The organism is Rhizobium leguminosarum bv. viciae, assembly GCF_012276115.1.
Classification (GTDB): domain Bacteria; phylum Pseudomonadota; class Alphaproteobacteria; order Rhizobiales; family Rhizobiaceae; genus Rhizobium; species Rhizobium leguminosarum_T.
The window spans coordinates 489,238-508,283 of the sequence record NZ_WIEU01000001.1; the positions used below are offsets into that span (position 1 = coordinate 489,238).

A 19,046-nucleotide genomic window follows, 5' to 3' on the forward strand; every position below is an offset into this window, starting at 1 on the left:
GGTCAAGCCTTTCCTTCCAGCCGGACCCGCGGATCCAGAAGGGTGTAACAGATATCGATGATGAAGTTGAGGACGACGAAGAGCAGCACCATCATCATCAGGTAGGCGACGATGACAGGGCGATCGAGAAGATTGATCGAGTCGATGATGAGCTTGCCCATACCAGGCCACGCAAAGATGCTTTCGGTGACGACCGAAAAGGCGATCAGCGACCCGAACTCGAGGCCGATGATCGTCACCACCGGGATCATCAGGTTCTTGAGAACGTGCACGGAAATGATCCGCCGCTCTCGCAAGCCCTTGGCGCGGGCAAACTTCACATAGTCCTGGGGAAGGACCTCCTGCACACCGGCGCGGGTCAGCCGAAGAATGAGCGACGTCTTGAACAGAGCCAGGTTGAAGGCTGGCAATAAAAGGTGCCGGATGCCGTCCCCGGTCAGAAACGACCATTGTGCGCCGAGCAGTTGTTGCGTCGGGCCGCGGCCATTCGTCGGCAACCAGCCAAGCTCGACGGAAAACACCATGATCAGCATAAGACCGACCCAGAAGGTCGGAAGCGAAAAGCCCAGAATCGAGCCACTCATGATCAGCTTGGAGGAAATTCGGTTGGGGTAGAGCCCTGCATACAGCCCTAGCGGCAAGCCGAACAGTAGCGCAATGCCGAGAGCCGTGATCGCCAGTTCGAGCGTTGCCGGGAGACGTTCGAGGATCAGGCCCAGCGCCGGGCGCCCGTAAACGAAACTGTTGCCCAAATCCCCGTGCAGAAGTCCTTGGAGAAACAGCAGATACTGTTTCCATAGCGGCTGATCCAGACCGTAATGGGCGATGACGAGTGCCCGCTCCGCCTGATTGGCGTCCGGGTTGATAAGGATGTCGACCGGATTGCCGATCACATTGACGCCGATGAAGACAATGATCGTCATCGCGACAATGACGAACAGCGCCTGTATCAACCGCCTGATGATGGATGTGACCATTGAACCTCTCCCTACAGTGCCGCACGTCGTTGTCGCAAAACCGCTGCACACTTTTGCGCGACATGCTTTAGGCGACGGAGATCGCCATCCCGTCGCGCTGCGGATCGGCCGCGCCTTTCGAGATGCCGCCGTCGATCTTGATCGCGTGGACGGCGGCGAACGCATATGTCTGCGGCGACCGCGCCACCTGGTAGCCCTGCGCCCGCAGCTCGTCTTCGACAGAGTGTCGAATGCGATTGCAGATGTCGATCGTGTTTGACACCCCTACGATCCTTGGCGCCGAGACGGCCTCGAGCACGGACATGTCGAAATCGATCATGTTCATCAGGCATTGCGCAACAGCCGGCGCGATATAGCTGCCGCCTGGCGCTCCGATGACGATGCTCGGCTCGTCACCCTTGAAGACGATCGTCGGTGCCGCCGAGCTGGGACGCCGCTTGCCGGGTGCGATGGAGCCGGGTTTGCCCGGAAGCGGATTAAAGCGGCTCATCGTGCCGTTGTACATGAAGCCGAGGCCATCGGTGATCGCGCCCGAGGGACTGCCGAGGGTGTGGGTCATCGCGACGGCATTGCCATCCTTGTCGATCACCGAGATGTGGGTGGTGTCGCGTTGCGACTGATCAAGACGCGATACGCTGGCGATCTCACCCGCCTTGATCGCGCCGGCATGCGCCTTTGCATGCTCTTTCGACAGCAGCTTTTCATAGGGCACGTCGACATAGACGGGATCGCCCATATGCGCGTCCTTGTCGATCGTCATCCGCTTCATGGCTTCGAACAGGATGCAGACATGTTCGGCGCTGCCATGCTGCAGCGAGCCGACATCGAACTGCTCCATGATGTGCAGGAGTTCCAGCATCGGGAAGCCCGAGCCTGGTGGAGGCGAGGTGGCGATGCGGTTGTCGCGGTAGTCGCCCCAAACCGGCTCTACCTTCGACAATTCGTAACGCGCCAGATCCTCCCGATCAATCAAGCCGCCATTTGCCTTGAAATCGCCGGCGATCTGTTCGGCCAGTTCGCCGTGATAGAAGATGTCCGACCCGCCGCTTCGCGCGATGCGTTCGAGGGTCTCTGCCATGTCCTTGTTGACGAGCAGGTCGCCGACATTCTTGAGCGTGCCGTCGGCGTGGAAATAGGTTTGCCGGCCCGTTGCAGAAAAGCGCAGCTTGTCGAGCGTGTTGGCAAAACCGTCATTCGACTGGTCCTTGGCCCAATACCAGTGCATGTGGTTTCGGATCATGAAACCGTTACGGGCAAGGCGGATGGCCGGCTTGATGAGATCGGCCCAATCGAAGGTTCCGTAGTCGCGCAACGCGGTTTCATAGCCCTTGAGCGAGCCAGGGGTGCAGACGGCAAGGTAGCCGATATCGGAAATATTGCCTTCAAGCACGTAGCCGAAGCCGTCGCGGCTCTGGTGCTTGATCTTGTCGAGCCACATGTCCGGCGCAGCCTTCAACGGCGCGCGCGCATAAAATTCGAGGATCTCGTGCACGCCCTTTTTCGGCATGTAGACATGCATGGAGCCGAAGCCGCCGATGCCGGCCATCTGCGGGTCGACCACGCCCTGGACGAAAGCACAGGCAAGTGCTGCGTCGATGGCATTGCCGCCGTGTTCGAGAACTTCCGCGCCGGCTTCGACTGCCTCCGGCTGAGGCGCCACGATCGTTGCATTTCTCATTTCGCGCGACGGCCCTCCAGTACCTTTGCCAGGAAGGTCTTGACGTGACCGAGAACCTTCATCCGGTCGTGAGAGACGCCCGGAACACGATCGAATGTCACATCGACACCCGCTTTGCGGAATGAGCTCGCCAGGGCGGCAAGGCGCTCTGGCCGGGTTTTGCCGGCGTCGTTTGCGCCATCCATATAATATTTGCCGCCCGGCTTGTGGGTGATTTCCCAGGTCTCCAGATCGGCGTCACCGACGATCATGTGCACCGGCACCTTGGCGAGATCCTCGGGCCGGAAGGACTTGGCGAAGCGCGCCTCCAGATCCCGAATGCCGACCCACCAGTCCCGTGTCGGATCCAGAAGGGTGACGGAACCAGGTGCGCCAATCGATGCCGCCCAGAGCTTTTCCGGATGCAGGATGGTGAAACGGTGCACGAAATGCCCGCCACCGGAGAAGCCGAACATGGCAAATTTGGACCAGTCCTGGCGGTATTTGTCGGCCATCTCCGCGACCATGGCGAGGACGACCTCATCGTAGCGGATGTCGCCTTCCTTAAGAAACTTGTAGCCGGAACGCGCACCATCGCCGAGAACGCCAACCGGGAAGATCGGGCAAAGGATGGCGCAGTCGTTGTAGAGTCCGAATTCGGCAAAACCGTCGCGGAAGTCGATGGCCGACGTGCGCCCGGTGCCATGGACCGCGACTAGGAGGTCGAGCTTGCGGCCGTCTGCCGCCGTCGGCGGCACATAAAGCACCATATGGAGGCGGGGATCGGCCTGAGAGGCGAAGATGGCCGTCTGGCCATAGTCATAGATGGCCTTCGCCCGGGCGACGGCTTCGCCCGTTCCAAGTTCCTGCATGAATGTCTCCTGGGAGATGAAGAAAGGGGCGCCCTCGGGGCGGCCCCAATGCTGCTGTTCTTAAACCGCGTCGCATCGAATGGATCCATGCGACGCACTTCAAGTCTTTATTGGATGCGTGTCGCCCAAAACAGCTGCGCGCTTTTTGGGCGCCATGCATCAGTCCGCCGGCTTCACGTCGTAAGCGAGCGTATATTTGTCGCCGCGCGGGGTGTAGGACACGGTCTTCTTTGCGCCCAGCACGACGTTTTCGTAATGCATTGGGAGGAGCCAGAGGTTGTTGAAGGTCTCGGTCGACAGCTCCTTGAGAAGGGGCGCGCGTGCAGCTTCATCGAGTGTCGAACTCGCCTTGGCCAGCACCTCGTCGATCTTCGGATCGGACACGCCGCCGCCGTTATATCTGCCGGTCCCCTTTTTCTCGTCGCGCGTGGCGACGAGTGCAACAGTCGGATTGGTGGTTTCGCCGGTGTTCACACCCCAGGAGCCGAAATAGGTGCTGTAGGTGCCCTTTGAATAGGCTTCCGAATACATCGACCAGGGCAGGACCTCGACTTTCGATTTGATGCCGATGCGCGTGAACATCTGGCCGACCGCCTGCAGAACTTCGGCATCCTTGACGTAACGGCCAGAGGGGCCATGCAGGGTCAGGCTGAAGCCATCCGGATAACCGGCCTCAGCCAGAAGCGCCTTGGCTGCAGCAGGATCATAGCCCACCTTCTCGACTTTTTCGGAATAGCCCGCATAGCCTTGGACGACGAATTGGTCGGCCACCGTGCCATTCTTCTGCATGACGCGGTCGACGATTGCCGGCCGGTTGATCGACATCAGCATTGCCCGACGCACCCGTTCATCCTTGAGCGGGTTCTTGTCGAGATCGGAACCATCCGCAGCCTTCACGAAAGGCGAAACATCGCGGCTGACATCGAGGCCAAGATAAACGAAGCGGGAAGACAGGCCGTTGATGACTTGCAGATTATCGCTCGCTTCCACGCGTGCCATTCCATCGGCAGGAAGGGTTTCGACAATGTCGATCTCGTTGGAGAGAAGCGATGCCAGACGGGCGCCGTCATCGGGCAGGAAGCGCAGCGTGACGTTCGACCAGTGCGAGGGGCCCGCGAAATAGCCGTCATTGCGCTTCAAGGTCAGGTTGCTGCCTGGCGAATAGAAGACGAAGGAATAGGCCCCGGTTCCGATTGCACACTTGCCGTTGTCGAAATCCTGGACTGGCGCCTCCTTGCAATCGGCGCTGATAATGCGAATTCGGCTGACGGAATTCAGCAGGATCGGATCCGGAACCTTCGTCTCGACGACGATGGTATAGGGATCCGTGGCCGTGACATTGACAATATTGCGGGTGTAGGAAGCAAAGCTCTGGCTGGGCTTGTCGCGGGCACGCAGAAGCGAAGCAATGACGTCATCGGCGTTGAACTCGCTGCCGTCATGGAATTTCACGCCCTTCCGCAGCTTGAATTCCCAATGGGTCGGGTCGATGACCTTCCATTCGGTGGCGAGTTCCGGCGCATTTGCCGACGTTCCCGTGAGGTTTATGAGGCTGTCCCAGATATGGCGTGAGGTCGCATTGTTTGGCGCCGAACTATCTTCATGAGGATCTAGCGTCGTCGGCGTCGTCGACATCCCGATCGTCAGCGGGGTTTCCTGTGCGGCGACAATCGCAGGAATAGCAATCGTACCAAGCAGCCCGATCGCTGCCCGCGTCAATGTTTTTGCGGCCATTTCTTCAATCCCGGTTTAGCGTTTTTGGGCCGACCTTGCTTAGTCGGTGCGAGCAGGTTCCCATCCACTCTTGACACAAATTGGTAAGGGGGCCTCAAGGGGGCTGTCAAACGGAAAACAAGCGCGTTACGATAGGCGTAACTTGAAATTATGCCACTCCTTCAGCCTTGGTCGCGGAGAAAATTCTGGCCCCATGGACAAAAGAAATCCGTCAAAAAGCGATATCGTGCAGTCTGTTGATGTCTGCATCGAGGTATTGCTGAATGTCGCCAAAAACCCGGACATCAGACTGACAGAGGTGGCGCAGAACCTCGGGGAAACCAAGCCAAGAATTTTGCGCATGTTACGCACACTGGAACGGCGCGGCCTGGTGCGGAAGAGCGATACGGGCACTTACCGGCTGGGGACGACTGCGATCATTCTCGGGACCGCTGCCTCGACACAGGTTGATCTGGTGCGCATAACCAATCCTATTCTTGAAGAAGTCGGCCAGAAGGCGAACGAAACGACCCAGCTCAGGATCATCGACAATGGGGAATCCCTGTGTATTGCGAAGTTCGAACCGATGCGCGACTTGCGGGTGCAGGCGATGATCGGTCGAAGACGGCCGCTCACGGCCGGCTCGTACAAGGTGCTTCTCGCCTATCTCCACCCCCAGGTGCAGTTGCAAATGATCCCCGAGACTTTACCGCGGCTGACCAAGCGCACGATCACGGATCGTGGCAAGCTGGTTGCTGAATTGGATAAAATCCGCCGCCAGGGATTTTGTGTGAGTTACGGTGAAGTCAGCGATCAACTCGTCTCCGTCTCGGTGCCGGTTCTGGCATTCGACGGATCCGTGATCGCCGCGGTGAATGTCGGCGCCCCGGCCTTTCGCACGCAAAAAAGCGATGTCGACCGCTTCATCGTTCTGCTGAAGGAGGCCTCCAGCAAGATATCGGCCCGGCTGGGATGGTAGCGGCTTTTCGGCATGCCATATCGGATCTTGTCACGAGGTCTTCGGTTCGATTCTCATCAAGATCTGCGCGTCATGAATGTGCAGATGCCTCGCTCCAGATCGAATTCAGCGTTGATATCGTTTTGCATTAAGGCCGTCCAGGTCTGAGCGCCGCGGGGACTAAGGCAGGCGACATTGGAAAGGAGCCAGCTGCGACACCGAAGGCGTTCCTCCTTCTTGAAGCGGGGCCGGGTTGAAAAAAGTTTCCCGCCCGGGCGGCGCCCATGCACATTAGAACAGGATGATTCAGGACTGTTCGGCCTAAAGTCTGAATCCTGCTCTGATTTAAATAGTGGGAGCATGATGTCGTCCGAAACCGCGCACAGTTTCGGCATCATACCCTGGCAGCAGAAAGATGGCAGCATCGTATAGCGTCGTCTTCTCGATCGAAGATGTCAGGGGGTAAGGTCCATGAGCACGGTTCCGCTCCTGAAATCGACGGGCAAAGAGATATGTTCGTGCGTGATCAGCCATTTGCTGTTTGCGCGTTGGCAGCAGACGGTCGAACGCAGCCAAAATTCCTGCGGTCCCGACAAGTTGGTGTTGCCCTTGTCCTGGTGAAGCATATGCGCAAAGGCGACATCGGCGTTTATGGCGATGTTCAAATCGCGGGTTTCCAAGCCGATCGGGCCTTCGTATTCATTGAACCACCGCACAAAATTACTCCGGACCGCCTCAGATCCGATAAAGCGGAGAGGTGGCACGACATCGAAATAAACAATCTCGGGGGAATAGAGCGACATGAGCCGATCGATGTCCTTTGTCCGGCATGCCTCGACTCGACTGTCCAAAAGCGCTCTGAACTCGAATTCTGCTGAAGCCATTGCGCACTCCATGCGTGTGAACTGACCAAGAGACCCTCTCTTTGATGGATCGGCGGATGGGCGCATGTGTTTCGTCACGAACGCCGATTGCTGTTCAAAGTTCCCGCAATTCCTTCGTCCGGACGGCCGCTAGGATGTCATTCCCCGGCTTCCCCCGGGAACAGCGTCTTCAATCTGTGCTCGGCCGCTGCCCAAGCTCGAACGTGATAGCGCCGCAGAAGCAAGACGCTTAGAGCGAAGACAGAAACTCCGGAAACCACGCCGGGAGCCACCCCTGCATGGATGAGCGATGTGACCGCTATGCCTGTGAAGACGCCTGCGATTGCGCCATCGATCGTGCTTACCATTCCGGCCGTCGTTACGAAGAACTGCCACGGCGACGGCCTCAGTCCCTTGTCGACGAGCACGGCCGAGCGATCATCGTGGGTGGAATGAATGAGGTACTTCCGCATGGCGGGCGCTAACTCGGCATAATAATGCCGGATCCGGGCCATGCCACGGGCGTACACCATGTCTTCGATGGCGACCTGCACAGTGCGCACGAAAGTGACAAGACCGATGAAGAAGAGGCAGGGCAGCAGGATCAGGCTGAACAGCACGAAAGGCGTGCCCATCTGAGTGACTTGCGCGACGAAGGCCAGAGCGATCGTGCCGCTCGAAACCGATGTCAGGAACAGATTGGCGCGCTGATTGGCCTCCTGAATCGTGGCTGCGCGGGCAGTCTGCAGCACGAAATGCTCTGTTGTCATGCACTGCAGGATTTGCTTTGCACCATTGCTATCATCCGCCATCGCATCCTCCTTGCGCGGGCTCAGCAATTAGCCCATCAAAATCGACTGCGATCGGCGCGTCGCGTTCGTTTGCACCTCAATCTCACGCCAAATCGCTCCGGGAGGGGCCGCCCAAACCGCACGGCTTTCGACGGGAAGCCGAGAGCTGTCGCGACCTTATCTTTTGCCGCATATCTTGGGAGAACGCCGAGAGCCCCAATGTGTTGCGACTGGCCTGGGAGATTGCTCCATCTCGGGATAATTCTCGTTTCTGCTAGCCAACGAAGTTGATTTCGTAACCAAGCCCAGGCGCAGATTGCTCTCAGCAAACTCAGGGGAAAAGATCGGGGAGTTCGGCGCGTGCGATGCGTCGCAATCTGACCGCTTCTGCCATGTCTATCGAGCGATAGGGAAACCGCAAACGGGTGCTTACGGGTCCCCAATTGCCGATCGCACTCAAAAGTTTGTCGAGAGCGGCGTTCGAATAGCCAAATTCCTGGCGAAAGGGGACGATATGCGCGTCCATAAACGTGCAGATGCGTCGCTCCAGATCGAGTGCGGCGTCGATATCGTTTCGCATCGAGACCGTCCAGGTCTGAGCACCGCGGGGACTAAGGCAGGCCACGTTGGAAAAAGAGCCTGCTGCCACACCTTCCTTGGTGCCGGTTGCGAGATGATGGCCGGGGACGAAGAGCGAAAGCCCGGACAGATGCCGGCGTGCCTCGGCATACCAGGAGGCGTCGCCATCGGCGAGCTTGATGCCGATCACTTCAGGCACTGCTGCGCAGACCATGCCGAGGTCCTTTGGCGCCAGCACCCGTTTTGCATGCGGCGGATTGTAGAGGATGAGCGGAATGCCGTCGGCAGCCTCGGCCGCTCGTTTCAGGAAGTCGACCGCTTCGGCATCGTTGAGCGGCCACCAGTCCGGCAATATGACCTGAATGGCGCGGGGATCGAGCGCGGCGGCGCGGCGGACGCGATTGAGCATGATCAGCGGGTCGGGCTGGCAGGCGCCGATGACGAACGGCATAGAGGAAACCTTGCAGCGTTCGGCCAGCATTGCCTGGATACTGTCGAACTCTGCCTCCGTCTGATTGTGGAATTCGCCGGCCGTGCCATTTGAGTAAATACCGTCGACGCCGGCATCGATGAGGATGTCGACCTCTTCACCGAGCTTGTCGAATTCGATGCTGTTGTCGGCTGCGATCGGCAAAAGCAGGCTCGCCCAATTTCCGCCGATGGCGGGGCGCGGCGTCTTTGCGTTCATCTCGTGTTTCTCCGATGGATGACGGATCAGTTGAGGTCGTCGCGGATGCAGGCCTTGAAGTGTCCGGAAGCAATTTCCCGCAATTGCGGAACGGCGCCGGCACAGGCATCGAGAGCGCTCGGACAGCGCGTGCGAAAAACACATCCGCTCGGCGGACTGGCCGGACTTGGAATATCGCCTTTCAGGATCTGCCTGTTACGGCGGGCATCCGGGTCGGGCGACGGAATCGCCGAGAGCAGTGCGCGCGTATAGGGATGCTGCGGCCTCGCATAGAGATCGGCACTCGGCGCAATTTCCATGATGCGGCCGAGATAGAGCACGATCACCCGGTCGCAGATATATTCGACGACGGCAAGGTCATGCGAGATGAACAGCATGGTCAAGCCAAGCTGCTGCTGCAGGTCGCGCAGCAGGTTGATCACCTGCGCCTGGATCGATACGTCCAGCGCCGAGACCGGCTCGTCGGCGACGATGAATTCTGGCGATAATGTCAACGCACGGGCAATGCCGATGCGCTGGCGCTGGCCACCTGAAAATTCATGGGCGTACCGATTGATCGCATCGGCGGGCAGGTCGACCTCCGCCAAGGCCGACCGCGCCCGTTCAAGCCTGTCGCGGGCGGTGCCGATCCCCTGGATCTTCAGGCCTTCCGTCAGGATCTCGCCGATCGTCATACGCGGCGACAGGCTGGCGAAGGGGTCCTGGAAAATATACTGCATGCGCGGCCGTTGCCGTCTCAGCGCCGAGGCGGAAAGTGCTGTGAGTTCCGTCCCGTCGAAACGGACGCTGCCTGACGACGGCTCGACGAGGCGAAGGACGGAACGCCCGATCGTGGTCTTTCCGCTGCCGGATTCGCCGACAAGCCCGACGACTTCACCCTTGCCGATATCAAAGGAGATGTCCTGAAGAATGTTCAGCCGCGTGCCGCGGGAAGTATAGTGTTTCGAAAGGTCGCGGACGGAGAGCAGCGGTGCGCTCATCTAGATCTCCTGCCATCTGATGCAGCGGCTGCGGTGCTGCGGATTGACCTGTTCGAGCGCGGGAACCGCGATGCGACAGGCTTCGATCGCGAATTTGCAACGCGGGGAAAAGGCGCAGCCACTCGGCATGTTCATCAGGCTCGGGACCATGCCGGGAATGGCGGCGAGCTTTTCGCCGGCCTGTTTCATCCGTGCCGCATCGCCAAGGCGCGGCATGGAGGCGAGGAGGCCCATCGTGTAGGGGTGCCTGGGATTGCGGAAAACCTCGCCGACCGGCCCTTCTTCGACGATCCGGCCAGCATACATCACAGCGACGCGATGGGCGATTTCGGCGACGACGCCGAGATTGTGGGTGACAAAGAGCATGGCCATGCCGCGCTCGCGCTGCAGTTTGAGGAGCAGGTCGAGAATCTGCGCCTGGATCGTCACGTCGAGCGCCGTTGTCGGCTCGTCGGCGATCAGCAGCGCCGGATCGCAGGCGAGCGCCATGGCGATCGTGGCACGCTGGCGCATGCCGCCCGAGAGTTCGTGCGGATATTGGCCGGCGCGGCGTCGGGCGTCCGGTATGCCGACGCTTTCAAGCAGCGCGACGGCTGCGTTCGTCGCCGCTTTGCGGTCGCTACCGCGATGGATGCGGATCGGCTCGGCGATCTGATCGCCGATGGTGAAGACGGGATTGAGGCTCGACATCGGCTCCTGGAATATCATGCCGATGTCGTCGCCCCTGATCCTGCGCATGCTCTCTTCGTCGAGGGAGACGAGATCGCGGACCACGCCGTCCCCCGTCGCAAGGCGGATGCTGCCTGCGGCGATCACGCCGATGTTGCGGGTGAGCAGCCGCATGACCGACAGGCTGGTGACCGACTTGCCGGAGCCGGATTCGCCGACGAGCGCAAGCGTCTCGCCGGCGGCAACGGTCAGGTCGATATTGTTGACCGCCGTGATCTCGCCGCCGCGGATGCGGAAGATCGTTCGCAATCCTCTGATATCGAGCACGGGTTCGGCGGTCTGTTTCATCAGCCGGCTCAGTTCAGCAGGCCGGTTGCACGCAGGATCTCGTCGATCCGCGCCGTTTCGGCATCGTTGAGGGAGGCACGCGGCCGCGGCATGACGGCGGAATCAATGATGCCGAGGCTACGCATGGCTGTCTTGAAGGCGCCGATACCCGATGCGCCGCCACTGACGCGGCCCTGCGCGACCCAAACGATTTCGAACAGGCGGCAGAGGCGCTCCTGTTCCTTCTTCGCGGCCGCCCAGTCGCCGCGCTGGGCAGCATTCCAAAGGCGGACATAGCCGTGCGGATCGACATTGGCGATACCGGGGACAACGCCATGGGCGCCCATCAGCAGGGCGGTGTCGACGACGATCTCGGAGCCGGTCATCAGGAAGACGTCCTTGTGCTCGGCAAGATCGAGGAGCGCATAGCGGAAGTTGCCGTCGTCGCCGCTGGAATCCTTGAGACCGATAATCGCGCCTTCCCTGGCGAGCGTGACCACGGTCTGGCGCTGCAGCTTGACGTGAACGCAGACGGGAATGTCGTAGGCGACCAGGGGAACATCCACCGCGTCGCGGATATAACGGAAGTGGTCGAGGATCTCGGACTGGCTGGTGACCGTATAAAATGGCGCCGTCACCACGATCGCGTCGGCGCCGGCCGCCTTTGCGACCTTCGCATGGGCGATGACGCGATCCGTGGTCGGATCGATGACGCCGACGATCAGCGGCACCCGGCCATTCACCACCTTGGCCGAATGTTCGATGATTTCCCGCCGGGTCTTCTCATCGTGGAAGATCACCTCGCTCGTCGAGCCGAGCACGAATACGCCATGGCAACCGGCATCGATCAGATGCTCGAGCACGCGCGTATAGGATGGGTAGTCGACGGTGAGATCCGGATTGAGCGGTGTTACGACGGGAGGGACGACACCCTTGAATTTGGTCATTTTCGCTTCTTTCGATTGTCAGTTCAGTTCGGCACGCGGGTCGAAGGCATCTCTGAGGCCATCGCCAATGAAGTTGATTGCCAGCACGGCAAGGATCAGCGCGGCGCCGGGGAAGAGCCATTGCCACGGATATTGTTCGAGCACGGCGGTCGAGCGGGCCGCGTTCAGCATGTTGCCCCAGCTTGCCGCGGGCGGAGCGATGCCGAGACCGAGGAAGGACAGCCCCGCCTCGAGCAGTATGGCATTGGCAATCTGCAGCGTTGCATAGACCACCAGGATATCGATCGAGTTCGGCAGGCCGTGGCGAAAGAGCAGATGTCCGATGCCGGCGCCCATGCCGCGGGCAGCCATGACGAAGTCGCGTTCACGCAATTCCAGTAGCCGCGAACGGATCATGCGCGCCAGCAACGGCCAGGAGAGCAGCGAGATGACCAGCACCGTCGGCCAGATGCCGGTGCCGGCGATCGAGGCGAGCACAAGCAGGAAGATGACGGGCGGAAGGGTCATCACCAGATCGACGAAGCGCATCGAGACGGCGTCCGTCCAGCGGCCTGCAAGCGCCGAAATTGCCCCGAAGAGAAAACCGATGACTGCCGAAAGCGCGGTCGATGCAACGGCGACCAGCAGCGAAATCCGGCCGCCTTCGAGCACGCGCGCGAAGACGTCCCGGCCGACGCCGTCGGCTCCGAACCAGTGCTTTGCCGTCGGGCCGCTATTCATCGCCAGAAGATCGATGTCGTTCGGCCGGAAAGCCCACCATAGCGGATAGGAGAGGATCAACAGCAGCATTGGAACGGCAATGCAGACGCCGGCAACGGCTGCGCGATTGAGCAGAAACCGACTGAAGGCGCGGGCAAGTGGTCCGGGGCTCCGGCGTTCGGAAGAGCGTGCCAGCATGATCAACTCACCTTGATGCGCGGGTCGACGACCGCATAGGTGATGTCGGTCAGAAGGTTGACGACGATAACGCAGGTACCGATGATGAGCGTCGCGCCCATGATGACGGGGTAGTCGCGGGTCTGCACGGCATCGACAAGCAACAGACCCATGCCCGGCCAGTTGAAGACGCTCTCGATGAAGATGGCACCGCCGATTGCAAGCCCGATGGTGGAGCCGATCAGCGTCACGATCGGAAGAAGCGCATTGCGCAAGGCATGCTTGGTGATGACCCAGAACTCGCGAACGCCCTTGGCGCGGGCCGTGCGCACGTAATCCTGGTTCAGGACCTCGAGCAGCGAAGCGCGCATGTAACGCATGATCAAGGCGGCTTGCGCGACAGACAGAAGTGCCGCCGGCAAGATCAAATGGTGGAGGAGATCGCCCACCGAGAATTCCTCACCCGGCGTCAGCATGCCGCCTGATGGCATCCAGTGCAGGCGGACGGAGAAAATATAAAGGCCGATCAGCGCGCTGAGGAAGGCCGGGCTGGAAATCCCGGCAAGCGCAATCACCGACAAGGAGAGGTCGGCAAGCGAATTGCGGCGGACGGCGCCGATCACCCCGCAGGTGATGCCCGCGACGACGGCAAAGGCAAGTGCGGTGCCCATCAAGAGCACTGTCGGACCGATCCGTGACAGCACTAAACCCAGAACCGGCTGATCGAGACGCTTGATCGAATAGCCGAGATTGCCGGTCAGCGCCTGCTGCAGCCAGCCGAGATACTGCACGGGCAAGGGCTGATCGAGCCCGAGGCTTCGGCGCAGATCGGCAAGGTCTGACGGCGACATCGGCAGGTTCGGATCGATATAGGCATCGATCGGATCGCCGGGCGTCAGGCGCAGCAGCAGGAAGATCAGCATGCTCAGGGCGACGAGCATGCCTATTCCTATGATCAGGCGTCTGAGACTGTATTGGAGCATCGGCAATCCGTCTTATCGGGCCGTCTTGTCAGGCCGTCTTGTGAGGGTGGCCGAGGCCACCCTCGAGGCTTTCCCGGAAAACGCCTATTCGGCGATCGACCATTTCTGCGGGTTGGCCTGGTAGGGGCCGCCGCCCGGCGCAGGCGTCCAGACGAAATCCTTCACCTTGGTCGAGACGATGCCGTAGCGGTTTGCCACCCAGAGCGTCGCCCAGGGCAGGTTCGTGTTCATCACCTTGCAGACGTCCTGGTAGGCGGCATCCCGTTTGGTGCTATCAGGCTCGGCCAACGCGCTATCGAGCGCCTTGGTGAGGTCAGGCATGCGAACCCTGGCGACGTTCGGTCCGGCGGGAGGGATCTGCTTCTCGTTGAGGCCGACATTGATGCTTCCGGCATCCGGTCCATTCTGCAGCCCGGCATAAACCAACTGGAACTGGGCAATATCCGGCGTCGCATTGAGCACGATGCTGTTATAGGTCGGCGCATCGACGGCGCGCGGGACGATGTTGATGCCGACCTGGGCAAGCATCGCCTGGACTGCGGCAAGCACATTGGTCGCCAGCGGCGTGGTGTAATAGGTCAGAAGGGTGATCGGCTTGCCGCCATTGATCTGGTCCCAGCCGGCATCCGTCAGCAGTTGCTTGGCCTTCTCGGGATCATAGGTATAGCTGTCGATGCCTTGCGGTATCAGCTGTTCGGCGACATAGGCGCAATTGGCAGGCTTGGCCGCACCGCCATAAAGGCTCTGGATGATGGCATCGCGATTGATCGCGTACATCACCGCCTGGCGGACGCGCACGTCCTTCCAGAGCGGCGAATCGTGGTTGAAGCCGAGATAGTTGACGACGAAAGAGTTGCCTTCGATGACCTTGAAGTCCTTGTTGTCCTTGAAGGTCGGCACGTCGTTGGAATCGACATAGGTGAACTGAATTTCGCCGGATCTCAGCGCAGCGATTGCTGCGGCCGGGTTGGCGAAATAGCGATTGATGACGCGTTCCAGTGCGGGTTTGCCACCGCGATAATCGGTGTTTGCGGCAAGTTCGACATATTGATCCGAGACGTATTTGGTGAATTTGAACGGACCGGTGCCGATCGGAGCCGTGGACCACCACGCGTTCTTCGCCAGCTGGTCGGCCGGGATCGAGGAGAGCGCATGCTCGGGCAGCATCATCACCTTGGTCATCGTGTCGGGAAAACTGCTGCTCGGCGCGCTGAGCTTGATAACGACCGTGTGATCGTCCGGCGTCTCGACCGACGATATGCCCTTCAGCCGGGCAGCGAGCACCGAGCCGGTTTTCGCATCCATCGCAAGGCCCATGGTGAACTTCGTGTCCTTGGCGGTGAACGGTTTGCCGTCATGCCATTTGGCGTCCGCCAGCTTGAACGTGTAGGTCATCTGGTCGGAGCTGACCTCGTAGGAGCTTGCCAGCGCGCCGACGACCTTCTGCAACTTCTCGTCATAGGTGATCAGCGGTTCGTAGTAGACGCTGAGCCAGGTGAAGCCGGCGGTCGCGGCGAGCGGATTGAAGTTGCCCTGGAAGCCTCCGGGGCCGACATCGAAACCGCCCGACAGCGTGGCTGCCTGAGCCTCAGCTGCAACGCCGGAAACGACAAGAGCCGGAACGGCAGCCGTCGACAGCAGGGCGCCAAGCGCAATAACGGATAGTCTAGACAGTCTTTTCATGTGTTCCTCCCACGTTTGAACTCGTCTTGTTGTTGGCAATCACCCGGGCAATGCCTTCGTAGTGACGATCCAGGCGTCTGCGCGCCTCCTCCAGATCTTTTGCCTCGATCGCATCGACGATGGCGGCATGGTCGCGCCACGTCGCCATCGGATCGGCATTTTCAAGGTTGACGAAATCCGACGCCTTGTAGAAGGCGAGCCAGAAGACATCGATCAGCCGCACCAGCGTTTCATTGTCCTGGCAGCGAAACAGCAGTCGGTGGAACAGCTGGTCGTCTTCCGCAAAGGTTTCGCCCCGCTCGGCATGGGCGCGCATCCGATTGACGGTGGCGCGCAGCTCGGCGATGTCCTCCTCGCCGATCACGTCGATCGTTTTGCCGATCAATCCCACTTCCAGCGTGCGCCGGATTTCGAGGACCTCCTCGATCTGCCGCAAGGCGCCGCCGAGGCCATAAGCGAGGTTGTCGAGAAGCGGCTCGAAGGAAAAGGCCTTCACGAAGATGCCGACGCCGCGCCGCGTCTCCAGCACGCCGAGCGATTCCAACGCCTTGATGCCTTCCCTCAGCGAATTGCGGCTGACGCCGAGCTGGGTGGCGAGCTCTCCTTCAGCCGGAAGCAGGGTGCCGGGCGCAAGGCCATTGTCGTCGATATAGGCGCGAAGACTTTCCTGCACGGAGACATGCAACAGCGGCGCGCGCGTCAGCGGCTTCATCGATTTCAATGTCATGCCCGGTCACTTTCCCGCATCGCCGATAAGATGCATGTTACATATCGACTTGTAGAATATCTGTCAAATGGGCAAGTTTAAACGGCTGCCCCCAAACCTGCTCGAAGCCGTTTGAGGCGGTCGTTCTTGGGCGCCAGAAGGACAACAGGAACGGCGCGCTTTTGCTGGAATTACTTCATTGGAGACTTTGATCGACCTCTGGAGAATGGACCACCACCCGGTTGCGGCCGGTCTTTTTGGCAAAATAGAGGGCCGCATCCGCTTGTCGCTGCATGTGCTCTGCTGACACGAGTTCACCGTTTTGCATCGATATCGCTAGTCCGATGCTGACAGTGACCCAGGGACCGACGCGGGAGGTAGGATTTGGAAGAGACGCAGCTTCTACTCGGCTGCGAATTCTCTCAGCGATCACCCCGGCCTCCTGTTGGTCGGAGCCTGGGAGAAAGACGAGAAATTCTTCGCCTCCGTACCGGGCGACATGGTCCCGCTCGTCTCTCATGCTGCTCTGAATGATGCCAGCAACCTTCACCAGGCAGCGGTCGCCTTCGGCATGTCCGAGATTATCGTTGAGATGTTTGAAGTCGTCGATATCGCACATCAGCATCGCCGCGCCGCTCGTTCGTTTCAGCTCCTCGTTCCAGAAATGACTTAGCGTTTCCATCATCGAACGCCGGTTGGCGACACCCGTCAGCGGGTCGGTTCGTGCCAGCAATTCCAGCTGCGAGTTGGCGTCGGTAAGCTCCGCGAGGCGACTTCGATCTCGTAACTCGAGCAAGAAGGTCTTCTGAGCGAAGATGGTGGCGGTGCGTCGAGCAACCACGGTTGCAGCCACACCGCTTGCGAAAAACAGCGTCCCGGCCAGAGCGCTTCCCGCTTCAATGTCTGGATTGCGTAGCTGAAACACAAGGTAGATACCGAGGGCAGCAGCACCGATCGCCATCGCCCATCCGAGTGGAATCGGAAATATGATAATGGCAGTGACGGCCACAAAAAGCATGATGGTTAAATGCCGCTCGTAAAACTCGCCACCGGTGTTGACGCCCACCAAGGCGACCGACAGGAGGATGAGAAAAACAGCAGAGAGAAGGAAAACTCCCTGCACCCACAAAGCATGCGGCCGCAGGAAAGCTATCGCGGCGACAAGAGCTGCGGGGGGAAGGATGGAAGCCGGCCAAAGCATCGACATCACGGTTTCGGTCGGAAGCAAGATCGCATTGAGGCCCAACGTCAGGACGTCGAGCACGATAACCCAAACCATCCACGCGCGGATGATCTTGGCAGTCCGCGGCCAGGAGCGTTCGCCAAAAAGCCTAGCCAGCTCGCCATTGAGGCGGATATCACGCGTGCGTCCACCGAGCAGGCGCTCGACTTGCTCTACAATGGCCGGGCTCAACCTCTGGAGAAGTTTCCGCGAAGACGCCCTTACCGGTTTGATAGGAGCTGTGGTTCGCTCGGTATCCATGTGTCGGATCTAGGGAGCAGACGGTCGGAGACAAGACAAGCCGCGAATTCCGCCCCAAAGACGATATGCTTGCCCTAATGATTTTGCACCGGGGGACGACAGCATGTCGTTACCGTGTCATATCGGGCCAAAGTCTCACACGTGACAGGCCGAATTCAGGATTTGACTCCTGTCACCGCGATCACCTTTCAGTCGGTCGACCGACGCGTGATTTGCCCTCCGGTCAGAGCGGGATAGCAAGCGCTCGACTTGACGTCTCGTTTCCGAATGACGGCCGCTCACACCGTGACCTGATTTCGCAGCCGGCCCTCGTCGAGCAGGATCTTGACCGTCTGCGCTGCGTTGTGGCGCATCTCGATGGCTGCATGATCGGAATAGAAGGCATTGTGTGGCGTTATCACCCAGCCACCCCTCAAGCCAGTCGCTCCTAAACCAACTCGAGGAGTTGCCAGGTGATATCGAATTCCATATATTGATAGCATTACCATCAGTGCTAAGGAGTGCAATCATGGCAGCAGTTACAATACGCAATTTGTCTGAGGAGACACATCGTGCCTTGAGAGTGAGGGCAGCTCATCACGGCCGCAGTACAGAAGCAGAAATCCGTGACATTCTAGAAACAGCGGTACGGCCAGCTGAGCGCGTCATGTTGGGCTCGTTGCTAGCATCGATCGGCCGCGAGGCAGGGCTTTCCAACAACGACGTGGATAGTCTGCAGCTCGTCCGAGACAAAGCAGCTGCGGAACCCATGAGTTTCGAATGATCCTGATCGATACCAACGTCATCTCGGAGCCATGGAAGCCCACACCCGATAATCACGTGCTAGCGTGGATCGATGCTCAAGCAGTGGAAACGCTGTTCGTTTCGGCGATTACAGTCGCTGAGCTACGGTTCGGCATTGCCGCGATGCCTAGCGGAAGACGAAAGACCATCCTCTCCGATCGACTAGAACAGGAAGTTCTGCCTCTATTTTCAGGACGCGTTCTATCCTTCGACATGGCTGCGTCACAGAGCTATTCGGAACTAATGGCGCGAGCACGCGTAGCAGGTCGGGCAGTCGGTAGAGCAGATGCTTATATCGCCGCAACTGCCGCGGCGAACGGATTTATTGTCGCCACCCGCGACACTAGCCCTTTCGAAGCCGCAGGACTTAACGTTATCAACCCGTGGTTCGCAAGAACATAGCGGCGACAAAGCGTCAATGATTGCCCAGCCGCATCGCCAGCTCGCCCCATCAAGACCGGCAGATTGACAGCCGCCCCGGCCCGCACTTGGTCGCTCGCACGACAGAATC

General features: G+C 59.7%; 19 protein-coding genes and 1 pseudogene. 3 read left to right on the forward strand and 17 right to left on the reverse strand.

Features of this window, described 5'->3' with window-relative positions; all coding sequences use genetic code 11:
- Positions 1-2: 2 nt before the first annotated feature.
- The 4 genes from GFM02_RS02275 to GFM02_RS02290 all read right to left on the reverse strand — a co-directional run bounded on the left by GFM02_RS02275 (position 3) and on the right by GFM02_RS02290 (position 5,240).
- Complete coding sequence (locus tag GFM02_RS02275) at positions 3-977, reverse strand: ABC transporter permease (protein WP_168320648.1); 975 nt, start codon at positions 975-977, stop codon at positions 3-5.
- Positions 978-1,044: 67 nt separating this feature from the next.
- Positions 1,045-2,655, reverse strand: coding sequence for a gamma-glutamyltransferase (gene ggt, locus GFM02_RS02280; protein WP_168320649.1), 1,611 nt, complete (start codon positions 2,653-2,655; stop codon positions 1,045-1,047).
- On the reverse strand, positions 2,652-3,506 hold the full coding sequence (locus tag GFM02_RS02285; protein ID WP_168320650.1) for an alpha/beta hydrolase: 855 nt from the start codon (positions 3,504-3,506) through the stop codon (positions 2,652-2,654). The genes ggt and GFM02_RS02285 overlap by 4 nt, the downstream gene beginning before the upstream one ends.
- 159 nt (positions 3,507-3,665) lie before the next feature.
- A complete protein-coding gene (locus GFM02_RS02290) occupies positions 3,666-5,240 on the reverse strand; it encodes an ABC transporter substrate-binding protein (RefSeq protein WP_168320651.1) in 1,575 nt (524 codons plus the stop codon).
- Between the two features lie 193 nt (positions 5,241-5,433).
- Between GFM02_RS02290 and GFM02_RS02295 the strand changes: the two genes are divergently transcribed.
- Positions 5,434-6,198, forward strand: a complete 765-nt coding sequence (locus GFM02_RS02295) for an IclR family transcriptional regulator (protein WP_027664457.1) — start codon at positions 5,434-5,436, stop codon at positions 6,196-6,198.
- Positions 6,199-6,269: 71 nt separating this feature from the next.
- Here the strand turns inward: GFM02_RS02295 and GFM02_RS34925 are convergent.
- The 13 genes and pseudogenes from GFM02_RS34925 to GFM02_RS35425 all read right to left on the reverse strand — a co-directional run.
- A pseudogene (locus GFM02_RS34925) lies at positions 6,270-6,397 on the reverse strand (dihydrodipicolinate synthase family protein); the annotation flags it as partial.
- Between the two features lie 235 nt (positions 6,398-6,632).
- On the reverse strand, positions 6,633-7,061 hold the full coding sequence (locus GFM02_RS02305; protein WP_168281315.1) for a YybH family protein: 429 nt from the start codon (positions 7,059-7,061) through the stop codon (positions 6,633-6,635).
- Positions 7,062-7,198: 137 nt separating this feature from the next.
- The gene (locus GFM02_RS02310) at positions 7,199-7,879 is read right to left on the reverse strand and encodes a hypothetical protein (RefSeq protein WP_246732070.1); all 681 of its coding nucleotides are present in this window, start codon (positions 7,877-7,879) and stop codon (positions 7,199-7,201) included.
- 283 nt (positions 7,880-8,162) lie between these two features.
- Positions 8,163-9,098: a dihydrodipicolinate synthase family protein gene (locus GFM02_RS02315; protein ID WP_168320652.1), complete on the reverse strand. Its 936-nt coding sequence runs from the start codon at positions 9,096-9,098 to the stop codon at positions 8,163-8,165.
- 26 nt (positions 9,099-9,124) lie between these two features.
- Positions 9,125-10,078: an ABC transporter ATP-binding protein gene (locus GFM02_RS02320; protein WP_168320653.1), complete on the reverse strand. Its 954-nt coding sequence runs from the start codon at positions 10,076-10,078 to the stop codon at positions 9,125-9,127.
- Entirely contained in the window at positions 10,079-11,095 is a 1,017-nt protein-coding gene (locus GFM02_RS02325; RefSeq protein ID WP_168320654.1) for an ABC transporter ATP-binding protein, read from the reverse strand. It abuts the gene before it with no gap.
- Between the two features lie 8 nt (positions 11,096-11,103).
- Positions 11,104-12,021 carry a dihydrodipicolinate synthase family protein gene (locus GFM02_RS02330; RefSeq protein WP_168320655.1) on the reverse strand — a complete coding sequence of 306 codons (918 nt, stop codon included), beginning with the start codon at positions 12,019-12,021 and terminating at the stop codon, positions 11,104-11,106.
- A gap of 18 nt (positions 12,022-12,039) precedes the next feature.
- The gene (locus GFM02_RS02335; RefSeq protein ID WP_168320656.1) at positions 12,040-12,918 is read right to left on the reverse strand and encodes an ABC transporter permease; all 879 of its coding nucleotides are present in this window, start codon (positions 12,916-12,918) and stop codon (positions 12,040-12,042) included.
- Between the two features lie 2 nt (positions 12,919-12,920).
- A complete protein-coding gene (locus GFM02_RS02340; RefSeq protein ID WP_168320657.1) occupies positions 12,921-13,880 on the reverse strand; it encodes an ABC transporter permease in 960 nt (319 codons plus the stop codon).
- An 84-nt stretch (positions 13,881-13,964) separates the two neighbouring features.
- Positions 13,965-15,563 carry an ABC transporter substrate-binding protein gene (locus GFM02_RS02345; RefSeq protein ID WP_168320658.1) on the reverse strand — a complete coding sequence of 533 codons (1,599 nt, stop codon included), beginning with the start codon at positions 15,561-15,563 and terminating at the stop codon, positions 13,965-13,967.
- Positions 15,547-16,290, reverse strand: coding sequence for a FadR/GntR family transcriptional regulator (locus GFM02_RS02350; RefSeq protein ID WP_003550551.1), 744 nt, complete (start codon positions 16,288-16,290; stop codon positions 15,547-15,549). The genes GFM02_RS02345 and GFM02_RS02350 overlap by 17 nt, the downstream gene beginning before the upstream one ends.
- Before the next feature lie 175 nt (positions 16,291-16,465).
- Entirely contained in the window at positions 16,466-17,752 is a 1,287-nt protein-coding gene (locus GFM02_RS02355; protein ID WP_432444442.1) for a GGDEF domain-containing protein, read from the reverse strand.
- A 278-nt stretch (positions 17,753-18,030) separates the two neighbouring features.
- Entirely contained in the window at positions 18,031-18,153 is a 123-nt protein-coding gene (locus GFM02_RS35425; protein ID WP_281411253.1) for a hypothetical protein, read from the reverse strand.
- A gap of 107 nt (positions 18,154-18,260) precedes the next feature.
- Here GFM02_RS35425 and GFM02_RS02365 point away from each other — a divergent pair, with 107 nt between their 5' ends.
- Together GFM02_RS02365 and GFM02_RS02370 are read left to right on the forward strand one after the other, a co-directional pair.
- Positions 18,261-18,515: a FitA-like ribbon-helix-helix domain-containing protein gene (locus tag GFM02_RS02365; protein ID WP_168320660.1), complete on the forward strand. Its 255-nt coding sequence runs from the start codon at positions 18,261-18,263 to the stop codon at positions 18,513-18,515.
- Positions 18,512-18,937, forward strand: a complete 426-nt coding sequence (locus GFM02_RS02370; protein WP_168320661.1) for a type II toxin-antitoxin system VapC family toxin — start codon at positions 18,512-18,514, stop codon at positions 18,935-18,937. Before GFM02_RS02365 ends, GFM02_RS02370 begins: the two co-directional genes overlap by 4 nt.
- Positions 18,938-19,046 lie beyond the last annotated feature (109 nt).

Excerpts from the sequence above, each read along its gene's own strand:
- GFM02_RS02275 (WP_168320648.1), bottom strand. The coding sequence starts at position 977 with ATGGTCACATCCATCATCAGGCGGTTGATACAGGCGCTGTTCGTCATT.
- ggt (WP_168320649.1), bottom strand. The coding sequence starts at position 2,655 with ATGAGAAATGCAACGATCGTGGCGCCTCAGCCGGAGGCAGTCGAAGCC.
- GFM02_RS02285 (WP_168320650.1), bottom strand. The coding sequence starts at position 3,506 with ATGCAGGAACTTGGAACGGGCGAAGCCGTCGCCCGGGCGAAGGCCATC.
- GFM02_RS02290 (WP_168320651.1), bottom strand. The coding sequence starts at position 5,240 with ATGGCCGCAAAAACATTGACGCGGGCAGCGATCGGGCTGCTTGGTACG.
- GFM02_RS02295 (WP_027664457.1), top strand. The coding sequence starts at position 5,434 with ATGGACAAAAGAAATCCGTCAAAAAGCGATATCGTGCAGTCTGTTGAT.
- GFM02_RS02305 (WP_168281315.1), bottom strand. The coding sequence starts at position 7,061 with ATGGCTTCAGCAGAATTCGAGTTCAGAGCGCTTTTGGACAGTCGAGTC.
- GFM02_RS02315 (WP_168320652.1), bottom strand. The coding sequence starts at position 9,098 with ATGAACGCAAAGACGCCGCGCCCCGCCATCGGCGGAAATTGGGCGAGC.
- GFM02_RS02320 (WP_168320653.1), bottom strand. The coding sequence starts at position 10,078 with ATGAGCGCACCGCTGCTCTCCGTCCGCGACCTTTCGAAACACTATACT.
- GFM02_RS02325 (WP_168320654.1), bottom strand. The coding sequence starts at position 11,095 with ATGAAACAGACCGCCGAACCCGTGCTCGATATCAGAGGATTGCGAACG.
- GFM02_RS02330 (WP_168320655.1), bottom strand. The coding sequence starts at position 12,021 with ATGACCAAATTCAAGGGTGTCGTCCCTCCCGTCGTAACACCGCTCAAT.
- GFM02_RS02335 (WP_168320656.1), bottom strand. The coding sequence starts at position 12,918 with ATGCTGGCACGCTCTTCCGAACGCCGGAGCCCCGGACCACTTGCCCGC.
- GFM02_RS02340 (WP_168320657.1), bottom strand. The coding sequence starts at position 13,880 with ATGCTCCAATACAGTCTCAGACGCCTGATCATAGGAATAGGCATGCTC.
- GFM02_RS02345 (WP_168320658.1), bottom strand. The coding sequence starts at position 15,563 with ATGAAAAGACTGTCTAGACTATCCGTTATTGCGCTTGGCGCCCTGCTG.
- GFM02_RS02350 (WP_003550551.1), bottom strand. The coding sequence starts at position 16,290 with ATGACATTGAAATCGATGAAGCCGCTGACGCGCGCGCCGCTGTTGCAT.
- GFM02_RS02355 (WP_432444442.1), bottom strand. The coding sequence starts at position 17,752 with ATGGATACCGAGCGAACCACAGCTCCTATCAAACCGGTAAGGGCGTCT.
- GFM02_RS02365 (WP_168320660.1), top strand. The coding sequence starts at position 18,261 with ATGGCAGCAGTTACAATACGCAATTTGTCTGAGGAGACACATCGTGCC.
- GFM02_RS02370 (WP_168320661.1), top strand. The coding sequence starts at position 18,512 with ATGATCCTGATCGATACCAACGTCATCTCGGAGCCATGGAAGCCCACA.